The 13,924-nt window shown below is 60.6% G+C and carries 12 protein-coding genes and 1 other annotated feature; of the genes, 8 read left to right on the top strand and 4 right to left on the bottom strand.

Annotated elements, in window-relative coordinates:
- Positions 1–62: 62 nt before the first annotated feature.
- The 5 genes from Q392_RS01685 to Q392_RS01665 all read left to right on the top strand — a co-directional run bounded on the left by Q392_RS01685 (position 63) and on the right by Q392_RS01665 (position 6,038).
- Positions 63–2,390 (top strand): S8 family peptidase, encoded by a 2,328-nt coding sequence (locus tag Q392_RS01685; protein ID WP_245610620.1) that lies wholly within the window; start codon positions 63–65, stop codon positions 2,388–2,390.
- A 129-nt stretch (positions 2,391–2,519) separates the two neighbouring features.
- Positions 2,520–3,707 (top strand): phospholipase D-like domain-containing protein, encoded by a 1,188-nt coding sequence (locus tag Q392_RS01680; RefSeq protein ID WP_038200632.1) that lies wholly within the window; start codon positions 2,520–2,522, stop codon positions 3,705–3,707.
- A gap of 55 nt (positions 3,708–3,762) precedes the next feature.
- Positions 3,763–5,045, top strand: a protein-coding gene (locus tag Q392_RS01670) for an IS3 family transposase (RefSeq protein ID WP_245610619.1) whose coding sequence is annotated in 2 segments (ribosomal slippage) — positions 3,763–4,099 and positions 4,099–5,045 — 1,284 coding nt in all. Because the reading frame shifts where the segments join, the coding sequence is not laid out codon by codon here.
- A gap of 64 nt (positions 5,046–5,109) precedes the next feature.
- A complete protein-coding gene (locus Q392_RS32590; RefSeq protein ID WP_157007714.1) occupies positions 5,110–5,277 on the top strand; it encodes a phospholipase in 168 nt (55 codons plus the stop codon).
- Positions 5,278–5,459: 182 nt separating this feature from the next.
- Positions 5,460–6,038, top strand: a complete 579-nt coding sequence (locus Q392_RS01665; protein ID WP_057598641.1) for a hypothetical protein — start codon at positions 5,460–5,462, stop codon at positions 6,036–6,038.
- A gap of 69 nt (positions 6,039–6,107) precedes the next feature.
- Here Q392_RS01665 and Q392_RS31655 read toward each other — a convergent pair whose 3' ends face one another.
- The 3 genes from Q392_RS31655 to Q392_RS31645 form a co-directional block, all read right to left on the bottom strand.
- The gene (locus Q392_RS31655; RefSeq protein WP_084216779.1) at positions 6,108–7,064 is read right to left on the bottom strand and encodes a deoxynucleoside kinase; all 957 of its coding nucleotides are present in this window, start codon (positions 7,062–7,064) and stop codon (positions 6,108–6,110) included.
- A 4-nt stretch (positions 7,065–7,068) separates the two neighbouring features.
- Positions 7,069–9,249, bottom strand: coding sequence for a metallophosphoesterase (locus Q392_RS31650; protein ID WP_169748274.1), 2,181 nt, complete (start codon positions 9,247–9,249; stop codon positions 7,069–7,071).
- Positions 9,250–9,295: 46 nt separating this feature from the next.
- Positions 9,296–10,527, bottom strand: a protein-coding gene (locus Q392_RS31645) for an IS3 family transposase (RefSeq protein WP_412179492.1) whose coding sequence is annotated in 2 segments (ribosomal slippage) — positions 9,296–10,236 and positions 10,236–10,527 — 1,233 coding nt in all. Because the reading frame shifts where the segments join, the coding sequence is not laid out codon by codon here.
- Positions 10,133–10,249 (bottom strand) — a sequence feature (AL1L pseudoknot). (Overlaps the previous gene by 117 nt.)
- Positions 10,528–10,547: 20 nt before the next feature.
- On the opposite strand from Q392_RS31645, the gene Q392_RS32585 reads away from it, so the two are divergent.
- Positions 10,548–10,784: a hypothetical protein gene (locus tag Q392_RS32585; RefSeq protein WP_157007708.1), complete on the top strand. Its 237-nt coding sequence runs from the start codon at positions 10,548–10,550 to the stop codon at positions 10,782–10,784.
- Between the two features lie 3 nt (positions 10,785–10,787).
- Positions 10,788–11,672, top strand: coding sequence for an exonuclease domain-containing protein (locus tag Q392_RS01650; protein WP_038200613.1), 885 nt, complete (start codon positions 10,788–10,790; stop codon positions 11,670–11,672).
- 232 nt (positions 11,673–11,904) lie between these two features.
- On the opposite strand, the gene Q392_RS01645 is transcribed toward Q392_RS01650, so the two are convergent.
- Positions 11,905–12,258 (bottom strand): hypothetical protein, encoded by a 354-nt coding sequence (locus Q392_RS01645; protein WP_038200611.1) that lies wholly within the window; start codon positions 12,256–12,258, stop codon positions 11,905–11,907.
- A 487-nt stretch (positions 12,259–12,745) separates the two neighbouring features.
- On the opposite strand from Q392_RS01645, the gene Q392_RS01640 reads away from it, so the two are divergent.
- On the top strand, positions 12,746–13,924 hold the full coding sequence (locus tag Q392_RS01640) for a hypothetical protein (protein ID WP_038200609.1): 1,179 nt from the start codon (positions 12,746–12,748) through the stop codon (positions 13,922–13,924).

The following is a 13,924-nucleotide window of genomic DNA, read 5'->3' as shown; positions in this document are numbered from 1 at the left end:
TTCCACGCGTGGAGCACGCTCAGGGTCTGCGAGCACAACTGGCGCATGTCGCCGATGCACAAGTGCAACTCGTCGCGCAGCAGCAAGCAGCAGCGGTGCAGTTGGCGGTAGGCGTTCAGATCGAGTTTGAGAGCCAGGCCGGTGTTGAGCTTGCCGCAGAGAGTCTCGCGAGAGACCAGCAGGGCATTGAACTGATGAATGTCCGTGCATACGACGACCGGGTGATGGCAACCGTCTTCGTGCCGCCGGGCAAGCTCGAGCACTTCGAGAAGCTGCTGACAGCCTACGAAGAGCAGCGCACTGATTCGGCTGGACGCCCACGCGACAACCGATCCCTGATCGATGCGATTCATGCTGTACGTGTCGCTACTTTCGAGTCACTCTGGACGGACACCGCGGAGGCGCTTCCAGCTGCTGTGCAGGACGTGATTTGGTGGGAGGCGTGGCTCCCCGCCGGGGAGCATCGACTCCAGGTCGTCGACGATTTCCGAGCAGTCTGCGAAATGGCAGGCCTGATGGTTAGCGAGCAGATTCTGCATTTCCCGGAGCGCTCGGTGGTCCAAATCCAGGCCAGCCGGGAGCAGCTTTTGCATTCGCCGCTGGTACTCAACATGCTGGCGGAACTGCGCCGTGCCAAGACGACCGCCGAGTTCTTCACCGAACTGGCACATGAAGAGCAGGCGGAGTGGCTTGCCAACTTGCAGGAACGATTGACTGCGGCGCAAGATGCCAATGTTTACGTCACCTTGCTCGATACCGGCGTCAATCATGGTCACCCGCTGCTGGCGCCATTCGTCACCAACGAGGATCGCCATACAGTCAACCCGGCCTGGGGGCCGGACGACGGACACGGTCATGGGACCGAGCTTGCGGGACTTGCATTGTTGGGGGACCTTTCTGGGGCCCTGCAGGACGCGGGGCCAGTCGTCGTCGGCCATCGACTCGAGTCGGTCAAGGTGCTCAGGGGCGAGAACGACAACGAGGGCGAGTCCTACGGCGCGATTACCGCAGAGGCGACTGCGCGCGTGGAAATCTCCGATCCGGGTCGGAAGCGCGTGTTCTCCATGGCGGTTTCATCAACCGACGGACGTGACAAGGGAAGACCTTCTTCATGGTCTTCAGAGATCGATCGGCTGGCCTGTGACTATGACGGACAAGGTGAAATTCCTCGGCTGTTCGTGGTGTGTGCCGGGAACACCGCTGATCCGGCCGCCTGGGCGGCGTATCCAGACTCTCTTTCGGAGAGCCTGGTGCATGATCCGGGGCAGGCGTGGAATGCGCTGACGGTCGGGGCCTACACGCAACTCACGACCATGTCGGAGCCGCATGCGGGCCAGTATGAGCCGATCGCCACCGCCGGTGGCTTGAGCCCCTACACCTCAACATCTAACGGATGGGACAAGGGATGGCCGTTCAAGCCCGACCTTGTCATGGAGGGTGGCAACCTGGCAAAGGATGGCACGGGCTTCGTCTCCCGCATGGACAGCCTGTGCCTGCTCACCACCGGACATCAGCCGCATGAGCAGCTCTTCTCATTGACCTGGGCAACGAGCGCGGCTTCCGCCTTGGCTGCCGGCATGGCTGCGAAGATTCAAGCGGCGTATCCGCAGCTCTGGCCAGAAACGGTACGAGCAATCATGGTTCACTCGGCGCGGTGGACGCAGCCCATGCTGGACGCCTACTTGCCTGGTGGAGTTCGCAATCAGACAAGTATTCGGCGCCTGCTAAGGCATTGCGGCTACGGTGTCCCCAGCCTCGAGCGAGCGCTGTACAGCGCCAGCAACTCGCTCACTCTCATTGTCCAAGACGGCTTGCAGCCGTTCGAGAAGACTGGCTCAGGGGTGAAAACGCGGGAGATGCATCTTCACGCGCTGCCTTGGCCGATCGACCAACTGCAGGCGCTTGGCGAGACCGATGTGACGTTGCGGGTGACGCTCTCGTATTTCATCGAACCTAATCCAGGGGAGCGCGGCGGAATCGACAAATATGCCTATCAGTCTCACGCGCTGCGCTTTGCGGTTCGTAGGCCGCTGGAAACCGAGGCCGCTTTCCGCGGCCGAATCAATGCGCAAGCGGCACAGGAAGAGCACGGCTTGCCTTCCGCGACTGCGCCCGATGACCGCTGGGCGGTGGGTGAGCGGTCGCGGGCTCGAGGCTCGTTGATCTCCGACAGTTGGACAGGGTCTGCAGCAGAACTGGCAAATCGGGGGCAGCTCGCTGTCTTCCCCGCGATGGGCTGGTGGCGCAATCGCCCTGCGCATCAGCGCTACGGTCGTGCGGCGAGGTACTCACTGATCGTCTCGATCGAAGCGCCCCCCGTCGAGCAAGACCTGTACGCAGCGGTTGCTCAACAGATCGGCGTCCCGGTGGAAGTGGTCGTTGGGCACTGACGCGGCACCGTATGCGGATGGTCGAGGCTAGCGGCCCGATGACGAGTCTGTGCGAGCTCTGGGCGATTGCCTTGTGCGAGGACGCCCTGCTCAAGTGATCGATCCAATCTGCCAATGGAGAGTTGTGGGATGAAGCTTGTCGCTGGACTGGCGAACAAAGTCACATTGGAATCGCTCCATCGGCAGCACACGCCGGCCGCCGATGAAATTTTTATAGCTGTCGCATACGCCGACAACTACTTTCGTGAGTTCCTGGACCTCGCCACCGCACACGGCGTGCGGCTGCGCTTCTACGGGCGCTATGACACGTCGTTGCCGGTTGCCTTGCCTGTCGTCGAATGGTTCTTGGACAACAACTGGCGCAAGACCGTCACGGGCAGCCTGGTGCCAGATTTCTACCACCCGAAGGTCATCTGGTGGAAAGGTCGAGGGGCGTACATCGGCTCCGCAAACCTGAGCCACAGGGCTTGGCATCAGAACATCGAGATCGGAACCTTCATTGACGAGGTCGACCTCCAAGCATCAGGGATGCTGGAAGACCTCGAACTGATTTTCAATGAGATCGCTGCTCGGGCGTATCCCATCGACAGTGATCTGCGAAACAAGATGAAGGCGTTGGCGGGCGCCATCAAGAAGAATCGTGACGCCCAGAGCGAATTCGAGAATGAGTTCGAAAAGCATCGCTGGAAGCCCAAGGGAAAGCCATTTGAGTCCGGCAAGAACTCTGATCAAGACAAGCGGTTGATCAGCTTGCAGCGAAAGCGTGCGTCGGCCATCGTCTGCATGCGCCGGCTCGGGACTCTATTGGAGGCGAATCGCCCCTTCTGGATGCCTGCAAGCACTCCGTTGGTGCTGCAGGTCGACCAGTTTCTCTACGCCTACGGCGAGCAGTTCCCACCGAACAAGAGGCGCGCACCGACTGAAGTCATGGCAGCCAACGGCATCCGACATGAGGCTGCGCTGGCCGAGGCAGTCGCGTGGTGGGTGGCTGGCAACTACCGCTATCAGAAACTCCAGCGCCAAGTCGACCAGATCTACCAACTTGTCAGCACTACTTTCGCGAGGCATCGCGTTGCGAACCTGACGAAAGCGGAATTCATCGCAGCGTTCACTGAGATTCACGCCGTCGGCGAACGGGCGCGCAATCGCTCGAATGAGGACCTTGGGTTCAAGGGTCTGAAACCCAAGCAGCCAGAGCGCCTCACGCGACATGCGGAGCTGATCTGGAACACCAGATCCGAAGGTGGCAAGAGCGTCCTGCAATTGCTCGAGTTTGTGCTCTGGCTGGACGGTGCAGCTCCGCTGGATGTGAGATAGCCCCCTGATTCCCCGGTCCCGTCCTATCGCTTATCTTTGAGATAGGAATAGGACTATGAATACGACTAGGCATACGGAGTCGGTGGAGGTGATTTTGAAAGACCAGCGCCGCAGGCGCTGGTCCCTCCCTGAAAAGGCAGCGCTGGTGCGGCGCACCTACGAGCCTGGGATGAGCGTGTCGCTCGTGGCTCGACAGGAAGGCGTAGCGGCCAGCTTGTTGTTCCAGTGGCGCAAGCTCGAGCGGCAAGGCGCTTTGACTGCCGTGTCCGCTGGCGAAGCAGTGGTTCCGGCGTCTGAGCTGGCGGCTGCCCGTGCGGAAATCGCCAAGCTGCAGCGCGTGCTCGGCAAGAAGACCTTGGAGAACGAAATCCTCAAGGAAGCCGTGGAGTACGCCGCCGAAAAAAAGTGGATTGCGCGCTCGCCCTTGTTGCCCGGGGAAGACCAGTGAAGACGGTCTGCCGGACGATGGGGTTGGCGCGCTCGCATGTGTGTGAGGTGCTGGGACGCGGCGACGACTGGACGGACGGTCGAACGCATCGCACACCGAAAGGCGATGCAAGCTTGCTGGCCGAGCTGCGCCACGAGATTGCCGAGTTGCCAAGCTATGGCTATCGGCGCGCCTGCGCCCTGGTGAACCGCCAGCGCGACGCCAGGGGCGAGGCGCGGGTCAATCCCAAGCGCGTGTATCGCGTGATGGCGCACGCGGGCTTGCTATTGCCCAAGGCACCACGACGACGCCAGTCGGCCCGCACGCATGAGGGTCAGGTGTCCGTGACAAACAGCGACCTGCGCTGGTGCTCCGACGGCTTGGAAATCAAGTGCGACTCGGGCCAGACGGTGACGGCCACCTTCGCCAAGGACTGCTGCGACCGCGAGGTGATGGCCTGGCGTGCCTGGGAAGGCAAGGGACTGCCGGGCGAGCCGGTGCGCGAGATGCTCATCGAAGCGGTGGAGCGGCGCTTCGGGACCGTGGAAGCCGTCCCCGCGGGCCACCGGCTGGAGTTCCTGAGCGACAACGGCGGCGCCTACATCGCGGCGGACACGCGCGCACTGGCACGCTCGCTGGGCTTGCAGCCCATCAACACACCCGTATGCAGCCCACAGAGCAACGGCATGGCCGAGAGCTTCGTCAACACCTTCAAGCGCGACTACGTGGCGCGCATGGACCTGCGTGACGCACAGACGGTGCTGGCGCAGTTGCCGGCCGCCTTCGAGCACTTCAACGAGGTGCATCCGCACTCGTCGCTGAAAATGCGATCACCTCGGGAGTTCAGGCGGCAGCAGGCCGCCCAGGTGCGCCAAGAGTCAGTGATGGACCAGGCGCTTTATTGCGAATAGGACGGGCCCGGAAGTACGGGGGCAACATCAGGATGAGCGCATTCATCTGGGGGCTCGAAGTGCGATGTACTACATCGAGCAGATTCGGGAGAACACGCTGAGCGACATCCTGGGATGGGTACGACCCGATCAAGTCCCGCCGGTGAATGGCCGAACGTACAAGGAATTGAAAATGCTCGGATTCGATCTCGAGGGCGGCATTCTCGATGAGATAGAAGACGACGGACCTTGAAGCGTCCCGCACCGTGCTGGCGTGTTAATTTTCAACCTGAAGAGATCCTGTGCGTAAGTCATCAATAGGCAGGGTAGCCTGCAGTCTGGCCGACGTTCAAATGCCGACTCTGGGCTTCTACGAATATTTCAAGCAGCGGGCGAGTCGAGCGACGCCCGAGCGCAACGATCGGGAACTCGCACATGAGCAACCTACCGGGGCCTATTGAGCCGTGGCCCGTCAACGTGAGCCAAACGGCCAGGCTGTTTGGAATGAGCAACGCGTACGCGCAGGCCGCGGACGTCCTCACACAGGCGCTAGTGGCGGGTGACTACGATGCCGATTTCCACAATACTCGAGTCGTCCTGCATCTCTGCCATCACGCGCTGGAGCTGTTCTTAAAGGGCGCTATTCAGGTGCGATCTGGTTTACAGGCTCGTAGTAGCCATCGGCTCGACCGACTTTTGAAGGAGTATCGACTCCTGTATCCCGAAGAACATTTCGTGTTCGACACGCCTTTCGGTCGCGAACTTCTGGACTCAGACGGTGGCCTCTTCCCCGAAACGCTCACTCCGATTCAGGAACTGCATGACCAACGATACAGGTATCCGACCGATAGAGCAGGTCGGCCGTTCTTCGACGCGGAGCCTTTCGATGTCGCGAAGTATGCCGAAGCCATCCAGGAATTTCGCTTCCAGATCAACATCCGTGCGGCAGCAATCGACATGAGCTTCAGCGATGAGTTCTGGGTGAAATTTGGCCGCAGGGGACCGAGCAAATAGATGTTCTTGGCTGATCGCATTCAACGCTATCCTTTGGGCAGCGCAGCATCAAGATGCTGGGCGCTCGATTCAGCGTAGACCTGTCAGGTCGGCAATGTCGTCCACTACCGAGTCGACATCTCGGCCTTCGGTTCTGACAAGTCGCGAATTCCGATTGCGGTCGCTAAGTTCTGCAAATGACATCCGCACGCGGCGAAGCCAAGCTTCGGTCGGTACCTCTCGGTCACCGCGCGCAATCATGCGCGCTCGTAGCGTCACCTCATCCGCATCCAGATAGATGGTGACCCGCTGCTGTCGAGAACCAAGGCGACTCTCCAACGCAGCTAGTGTTGTGAGCAACTCCACATACGCATCGCGGGAGAGGAGTTCATCTTCCCGCATCAAGTGGGCATACACACGCACTTCCGCTGCTGGATCTTGATCCATAAGTAGCGTACTGGAATCATTGGACCGCTCCACAAAGTCCGCGATCTGCGCCAGAAACCAGCGTTGGCTTGCACGAGCATCAAACGAGGGTGATCGGGCGTAGACACCTTTCAGGTAGGGATTGCCAGCGACATCTTCCACATAGGTGGAGACACCGGCGGTTGCTAGTCGCTTAACGACTGACGACTTTCCGCTTCCCGATGGCCCCGCGATACATACCACACGGCCCGTCGCTTGATGATTGCGAACGGGAAATCGAAGCCAGTTGTCGCTCAACGTTGTGAGGTATGTCTCATCCAAGCTCAAGTCCAGTTCATTGGAGAGCTTCAGGAGATATGCCAGGATGCCGCCAACCTCGAGCTTCGCTCGAGCGATATGTTCGGCAGGGTCTTCTCCAAGCCAGGCCGACCGCTGTGCTTTCTTGATTTGATTGGCCAACTCCCCGACCTCACCGCACAGTGCCAAGGAAGCGAAGACGGAGCGAGCGAGATCATGTCCTGTCGCGGCGCTGGCGAATTCAAATCCGTGTTGTCGGTCGAATGCGGCCTGGATGCGTTGAAGTTGATCTAGAGTGACGGCGGCTTCAGAATCATTGGTCATTCGGTCAGCTCCCAGCTTGCGACTCGGGGAAGAAATTGGAGAGGCCGGCAAGTGCCCGGTCTACGGCTCGCTTGACCTGGCCGCGCCAGGCATGATGCTGTTGTTGGTCGGCCTTGCTATCCAAAACAGCATCGAAGTAGCCCTTGTTCGCGGCAAGTATTTGCTCCAAGGCATCGGCCAATGTTTCCAGAGAAGGACTCGAATGGTGCCGAATAAATTGCCGCAACGTATCAAGGACATAGCCAAGCCCTCGAATCGACACTGGAGCCCGCATCGGGTCACCATGTTCTTCAGGAACGAGGTTGTTGAGGAGAGATATCCACTGCGCCTTGAAGTCCGTTCGATTGGGAATGTCGGCCCAAACAAGTGCGTATACCATCGACCAAAGGGACGTCTCGTTTGCGTCAAAGATTCGATCCATCTCCGGAACAGCGACAAAGGTCGGGGCGCGCCCTGAGTGAGCAAGCGGACTGATGGTCGTTATCCTTCCAATCATCACTGGAGATTTTGCGCCGAGGCTACGCTGAACGCAGGCTTGCATCGCCGCGATCTCTGCGATGTTGACGGGCCACCAATAGGCCATCTCCTGGTGCCGAAAGTATGCGATAGCGTCTAGATACCGAGTTCGTTCTTCCGCCCGGACTACGAACTGGACAAGGCAAAATGAGGGCCAGCGTCCGCCCCGCGATTGGTCCTCAATCGGATTCAACAACGCAATCACTGCGCGTGCATTGGTATCGCCATTGCGAAGTGCGGCGACGGCGTTTTTCAGTTGGTCAACGTCACCGCCATACTTGTAGATTCGTTCACCATGTGTGAAATGCAACCGGTCCTGCCCGACCTTGGAGCCCTTCAGCTGCCACCAATCGACGATGCCCTTGAGCCACTCTTGTCGATTCGTGACTCCTGAGACTTCGGGATAGCTGGGCGGCAATTCGGCGGCGTCGCTCGGATTGTTCACTGTGCATACGATGGAGACTCGATCGCTCGAGCCCAGACCCCTGAAGGTGGCTTGAATCCTTTCGTAAGTCTCTCGAACGCTTTCGCCGTTGATCTGAACGGGCGCCGTTGAACCCGCATTCTTGGCTCCAGTCCATAGCTCGAACTCAGTCGTTGGAAATTCCTTCTCTCGAAGAACCCGTCCTGGGCTTAGGCCTGGAATATTCGCAATTCGAACTCGAGGCGCCGTTGGAAGATCAAGATCGAGTTCAACCAGGCGGCAAGCGTGGGTAGAGGATGAACCCATGCCGATGGTGCCTCCAGAAATCACCACAACCTCGTGAGACGTCTGCGAGGTCTGCAGCGCGATCGCATCGCGATATACATGGTCCACGTGCTTGTGCCCGTGCAGGAGAATGTCTACCTTGTGGTCCGCTAGGAATGAGCGCAGCAGCCCAAGGTTGACAAATGACTCATATGGCTTGACTTCCTCTTCGTCGGAGACCGGCAATAGCTGATGGTGGACAACAACGATCTTTCGGATCCCACCCGGGATCTTGGCCTCCAATGCCTTCGCGTCCAAGTGCCTGACGATCTCTGACAGATTGCCGAATTGCCAAGGCGTAATGCGAGGCATGTCGCGCAGCCTTAGCTGCCTAATAGCCTTTGCAGCAGGTCCATCGGTGTGGCCGTCCACCTTTGTCGCCCAGGCGCTCCATTGGTCATCGGTAACGTACGAGGTAGACGCTAGGCTTCCACAGTAGTTTGCCGAATTGACGGGAATAATTGCCCATCGGAGCCCCTGATCGACGACAACGTGCTTGAGCAAACTGTCGATTCCCGCAAGCGACTTGTCGACTCCATCGAGCATCGGAGTTGTATAGGCCTGTGAGCGCACATGCTGGACAAAGTTTTTGTACCTTTCGTCAGAGCTTGGCGGGGTCGTCCACGCCACATCGTGGTTTCCGGGCACCACGATGATGTTTGATGGTTCTGGGAGCGCACTGCCTAGCCTGCCGAGAACTGTGCTGAGCATCTGAAAGCCGGCTTCCTCGTTCGCCAGCGAGACGTCGCCACTTACAACCACCGCATCAAGAGTTTGACGCTGGCTGGCAAGATGCTTCCCAAGCAAATCGAGCGAGTGCTGCAACTTCTTGATACGAGACATGCGCTCGCTCAACGGAATGAGATCTTCCTTGTAGTCACCCAAAATCTGGCTCTTGTTCTCCTCGGGACCTAGGTGCAAATCGGAATGAATCGCCCCGGGATTCGCGGAGGCTGTTTGGTTTAAGTCAGGCCACCACCTCGGTGTTCTGACTGGCGAGTTGCCGGTAGTAGTTTGCCTCGGCTTCTGCTGGCGGGATATACCCGATGGATTCGAGCAGGCGATGGTGGTTGAACCACGACACCCATTCAAGCGTTGCGAGTTCCACTGCCTCCTTCGTTTTCCAGGGTGCTCGGCGATGAATGAGCTCGGCCTTGTAGAGCCCGTTGATGGTCTCGGCCAAGGCGTTGTCATAGCTGTCGCCCTTGCTGCCCACTGACGGCTCGATGCCCGCTTCTGCCAGGCGTTCGGTGTAGCGGATGCTGACGTACTGCGAGCCCCTGTCGGAATGGCAGACCAGGCTTCCATCGCGTTCGGGCTGCCGGGCATACAGAGCCTGCTCCAGTGCATCGAGCACGAAGTCGGTTCGCATCGAACTGCTCACCCGCCAGCCGACGATGCGCCTGGCAAACACATCGATGACGAAGGCCACGTACAGCCAGCCCTGCCAGGTCGAGACGTACGTGAAATCGCTGACCCACAAGTGGTTGGGCCGCTCGGCGCGAAATTGCCGATTGACCCGGTCCAGCGGGCATGGCGCCTTGGCATCGCCGACGGTGGTGCGCACGGCCTTGCCGCGCATCACACCACGAAGGCCTAGCCTGCGCATCAATCGCTCGACCGTGCAGCGGGCCACGACAACACCTTCGCGTGCCAGTTGCCGCCACACCTTGTCGGCGCCGTAGACCTGCATGTTGGCCTGCCAGACACGTTCAATCTGTGGCATCAGCATCTCGTCACGATGCGCCCGGGCGCAGCGCTTGTGGGGCTCGCGCAGCAGCGCTGCGTGTCTTCGGTATGCCGACGGGGCGACCTGCAAGACCTTGCAGAGCGGCTCGACCCCGAAGGTATCGCGATGCTTGTCGATGAAGTCCTTCAGGACTTGAGCCGGCGGTCGAGCTCCGCCTGGGCGAAAAACGCGCTGGCCAGCTTCAATATCTCATTGGCCCGGCGCAGTTCCTTGACCTCGCGCTCCAGCTCCTTCATCCGCTGGGCCTCGCTGGTCGTGATGCCTTCACGAACGCCGGTGTCGACCTCGGCGCGCTTGACCCATTCGTTCAAGGTCTGCGGGACACATCCAATCTTCGGCGCGATGGACTCGATGGCCGCCCACAGCGACGGGTACTCCCCCCGGTGCTCCTGCACCATCCTCACCGCGCGCTCACGCACCTCGGGCGAGAACTTGTTTGACTTGCTCATGGCTCAATCCTCTCAGAGTGTTGAGCCTCCTCAAAACCCGGGGCGATTCATGGAAAGGCGGCTCAGATAAGGCGTTGAAGTCCGGCAAGCGAATCGGCTCGCTGAACTACCTCGCGACATGGCAAGGCCTGCGGGGAGACGATCTCGACATTGACCCGGACGCTGCCCCTGCTCTGACCTGCACCCGCTTCCAAACCAAGGTCACATTCACCGGCGACGTTCAAGCACTGGCGCTGGCGCCATCCGAGGAAGGGTAGCCGATGGCACGATTCGTAGCGATTGACGTCGAGACGGCCAATGCCCGGCGCGCATCGATCTGCCAGATTGGCCTTGTCGTCTTCGAGAACAGACGGATCGTCGAGGAGTGGACGACGCTTATCAACCCGGAGGACGAGTTCAATGTCATCAACGTTGGAATTCACGGCATTGGCCAAAAGGCGGTCCAATCAGCGCCAACGCTGCCTGAAGTTTTCATTGAGATTCAAAGGCGGGTTGCCGGGGCGTGCGTTGCGAGTTACGGGGACTTCGACCGCAGCGCCTTCTCTCAAGCTGCCACTCGGTACCACCTCCCCGCAATAGAAGGGCAGTGGCTTGATCTGCAACATGTGGTCAGGCGGGCTTGGCCCGCAGAGTGCCGCACAGGCGGCTGGGCGCTGAAGAAGGTGTGCGCGCACCTTGGGATAGAACTAGCGAATCACCACGATGCGTTGGCTGATGCGGGTGCGGCCGGGCACGTGTTCGTCAAGGCGCAACAGGCGACCGGGACGTGGGCGCGCGATTGGATCGGCTTACAGAGCCTGGCGGTCGGCGGTGAGAGCAGGGTCGAGCCAGAGAAGCCTGCGCCGTTGGTACCGAACTCCGCTGGTCCGTTGGCGGGTACCCGGATTGTCTTTACCGGCGAACTTTCCGTGCCGCGCGGTGTTGCGGAGGCAAAAGCAGCTTCGCTTGGTTGTCAGTGCACGAGCAGTGTCTCCAAGAAGACCGACTTCGTGGTCGTCGGAGATCAGGATCTATCTCTGGTCGGGGAAGATGGAATGAGCACGAAGCAGCGCAAAGCCATGCAATTGAAGGAGGCCGGCGCACAGATCAAGATCATGGATGCCACGGAATTCGAGGCGTTCCTGCGGCGGCACGGGCAGATGTAGTTCCCATTTGCGAGCCTGCCGCAGACAACGCGCGGAGCCGCTGCTGCCCCCGACCGCCTAGGGATTTGAAACTGTGGCGAGGATCGGCCCCTACTGAGCCGGCTACCCGCCGGCATGGAACATCCATCGGGGCAATGGGTGGTTGGCCGGCGGCGGCGCACCACCGCCCGTTGCGGGGCGCCAAAGTCCCCCCAGCGTTTCTTCTTCCCCAGGGCCCCCACCCTCCCCCCGGCTACCCCACCCAAAGCACCGCCGAGTTGGCGGCTGGTTCTTCTTCGTGGGCCTTCTCCAGTGCGTGTATGACCCCGCGCAGCCGCTCGCATTCGTTTTCCAGTGAGGCAACCCAGGCGCGGGCGTGGCGAGCTTCGTTGAAGGCGCGTTCATGCAAGGCAGACGCTCCCCAACGGCTCTCGAACCAGAGGGCCAGGTAGACGGCGCGCGGTGCGTTGCCGGAGGCCTGGTAGCGCTGGAGGGTGCGCAGGCTGAGGCCGAGGTGCCTGGCAACTTTCTTGCGCGGCTCGACCTGGTCGGCCAACAAAAAAGCCAAGGGCGGCAGCCGCGCCGCGGACGGTGCAAGAAACGGCATGGGGGACTCCCTGCAGAGCAAGCAATGCATTGCAAAGCAAGGCAGGCAGGCGGTCCGGGCGGCGGAGCCACGCCTTGCCAAGCGGTCTTCAGGACCGGGGCGGCGGGACGGCCGTGCCGCGACAATCTGTCATGGGGGTCCACGCGCCCTCGTTGGCCCTGTTTTCTCCTTGCAGAGCTGTCTTTTTCAGGCGGTGCGAGGGGCACTGAACATAATCCTTGGCCGGACCCCAGGGAGCGCGGGGGCCGACAGCGCGGTCAAACGCTGTCATTCACTGAGGAGAGCTTTGCCGGCGTGTGCGCGGCTTGCGCGCGCGACTCGCTTCCCACTACACTTATTTGAGGTGCCCACCTTGCTTGCACACGAGCAGAAACAGGCGTCCCTCCCCTGACCTTTACTTCATGCGACCACTTCCTCCGGGGCGTTGTCGGGCCTTAAACGTGTGCGCGTTCCCGACGCCTGCGCCCCTTTGTTGGAAAGGTTGAACATGAACGTGAAGATCCTGGCCTATGGCCTTCAACAGGACCTGCGGCAAGCTGCCGGTCTCTCCGTCAATCGCTCTCATATCTACGAGCTGATCGCCGCTGCGTTGGGGGCCGGTTCGTATGCGGCGCTCGTCGTCGAAGGACTGGTCCTGAAGTTGCCGACACACATGGCGGCCCAGCGGTCCCTCGACGTGGAAGGAATCGTTGCCAGGGCCCGTGCACTGAATCAGGCACCGTTGGCGGCGGGCGCTATTGCGAAGGCCGTGCGTTCGGGGCTTGAACAGGCTTCGGTCGGCCTCGTTCCATTGGATCTGATGCTCGAGCGCTTGCTGGACGAAAGGTATGAACTCTTTGAGGATGACCTCATGGTCAGGGCCGTCGGCGAGAAGCACGACGACCTGGACGAACTCGACGAAGAGGGGTGGCGCGAGAGGTGGCAAGCGCAGGAAGAAGCGCTGGACCTGAGCGCCACCGAGGTTCGCGAGGCGCTGGGAGCAGCGGCTGAACGTGGTGACGGCCGGGCTCATCTGGCGCTCGCTCTTCTGGAAGGCATGGTGCTGCTGGAAGACATCGAGGGCGGGAACTCGGGTGCCGACGGCCGGTACTGGTATGAGCGCCAGCAAAAGGGCGAGGTTTTCACGGGCGTTGAAAAGGAGTGGGCCGACGGCTATGCGTCACGACGCAGCGGACGGCAGTCTGCCGAGCAGCACCTCGCCGCGGCGGCCGATTTGGGTCAGCACGATGCGCTGCTCCTTCTCGCCGCACGCACCGGGGATGCGCGCTTCTTCGACCTGCCAGACCCGCAAGTCCACGCGGATCCCTACGAGGTGGCCACCCTGGCGGATCGCATGGGCCAGCACGATGCGGCACTCATGTGGCTGGAGGCTGCCGCCATGGCCGGGGACCTACAGGCCATGCGAGAGCTGATCGAGGACCGCCAGACGGGCGATCCCCTGAAATGCTGGACCTGGTTCCACCTGGCCAAGCTCCATGGCAAGGACTTGACACTGGACGACTACCACGCCGTACATGAAGACGGATCTGCCTACGACGATGATGTGGGCGGCAACATGTTCGCCGTTGGGGAAGACGGCGTTGAGCTGCCGTCTGCAAGCGAGGAGCTACAGGCGCAGGCGCGACGTCTTGCGAAAAGCATTTACGAAAGATATTCCACGGCCTGA

Source organism: Xenophilus azovorans DSM 13620 (assembly GCF_000745855.1).
Lineage (GTDB): Bacteria > Pseudomonadota > Gammaproteobacteria > Burkholderiales > Burkholderiaceae_C > Xenophilus > Xenophilus azovorans.
This window is presented reverse-complemented; position numbering and strand designations above follow the sequence as displayed.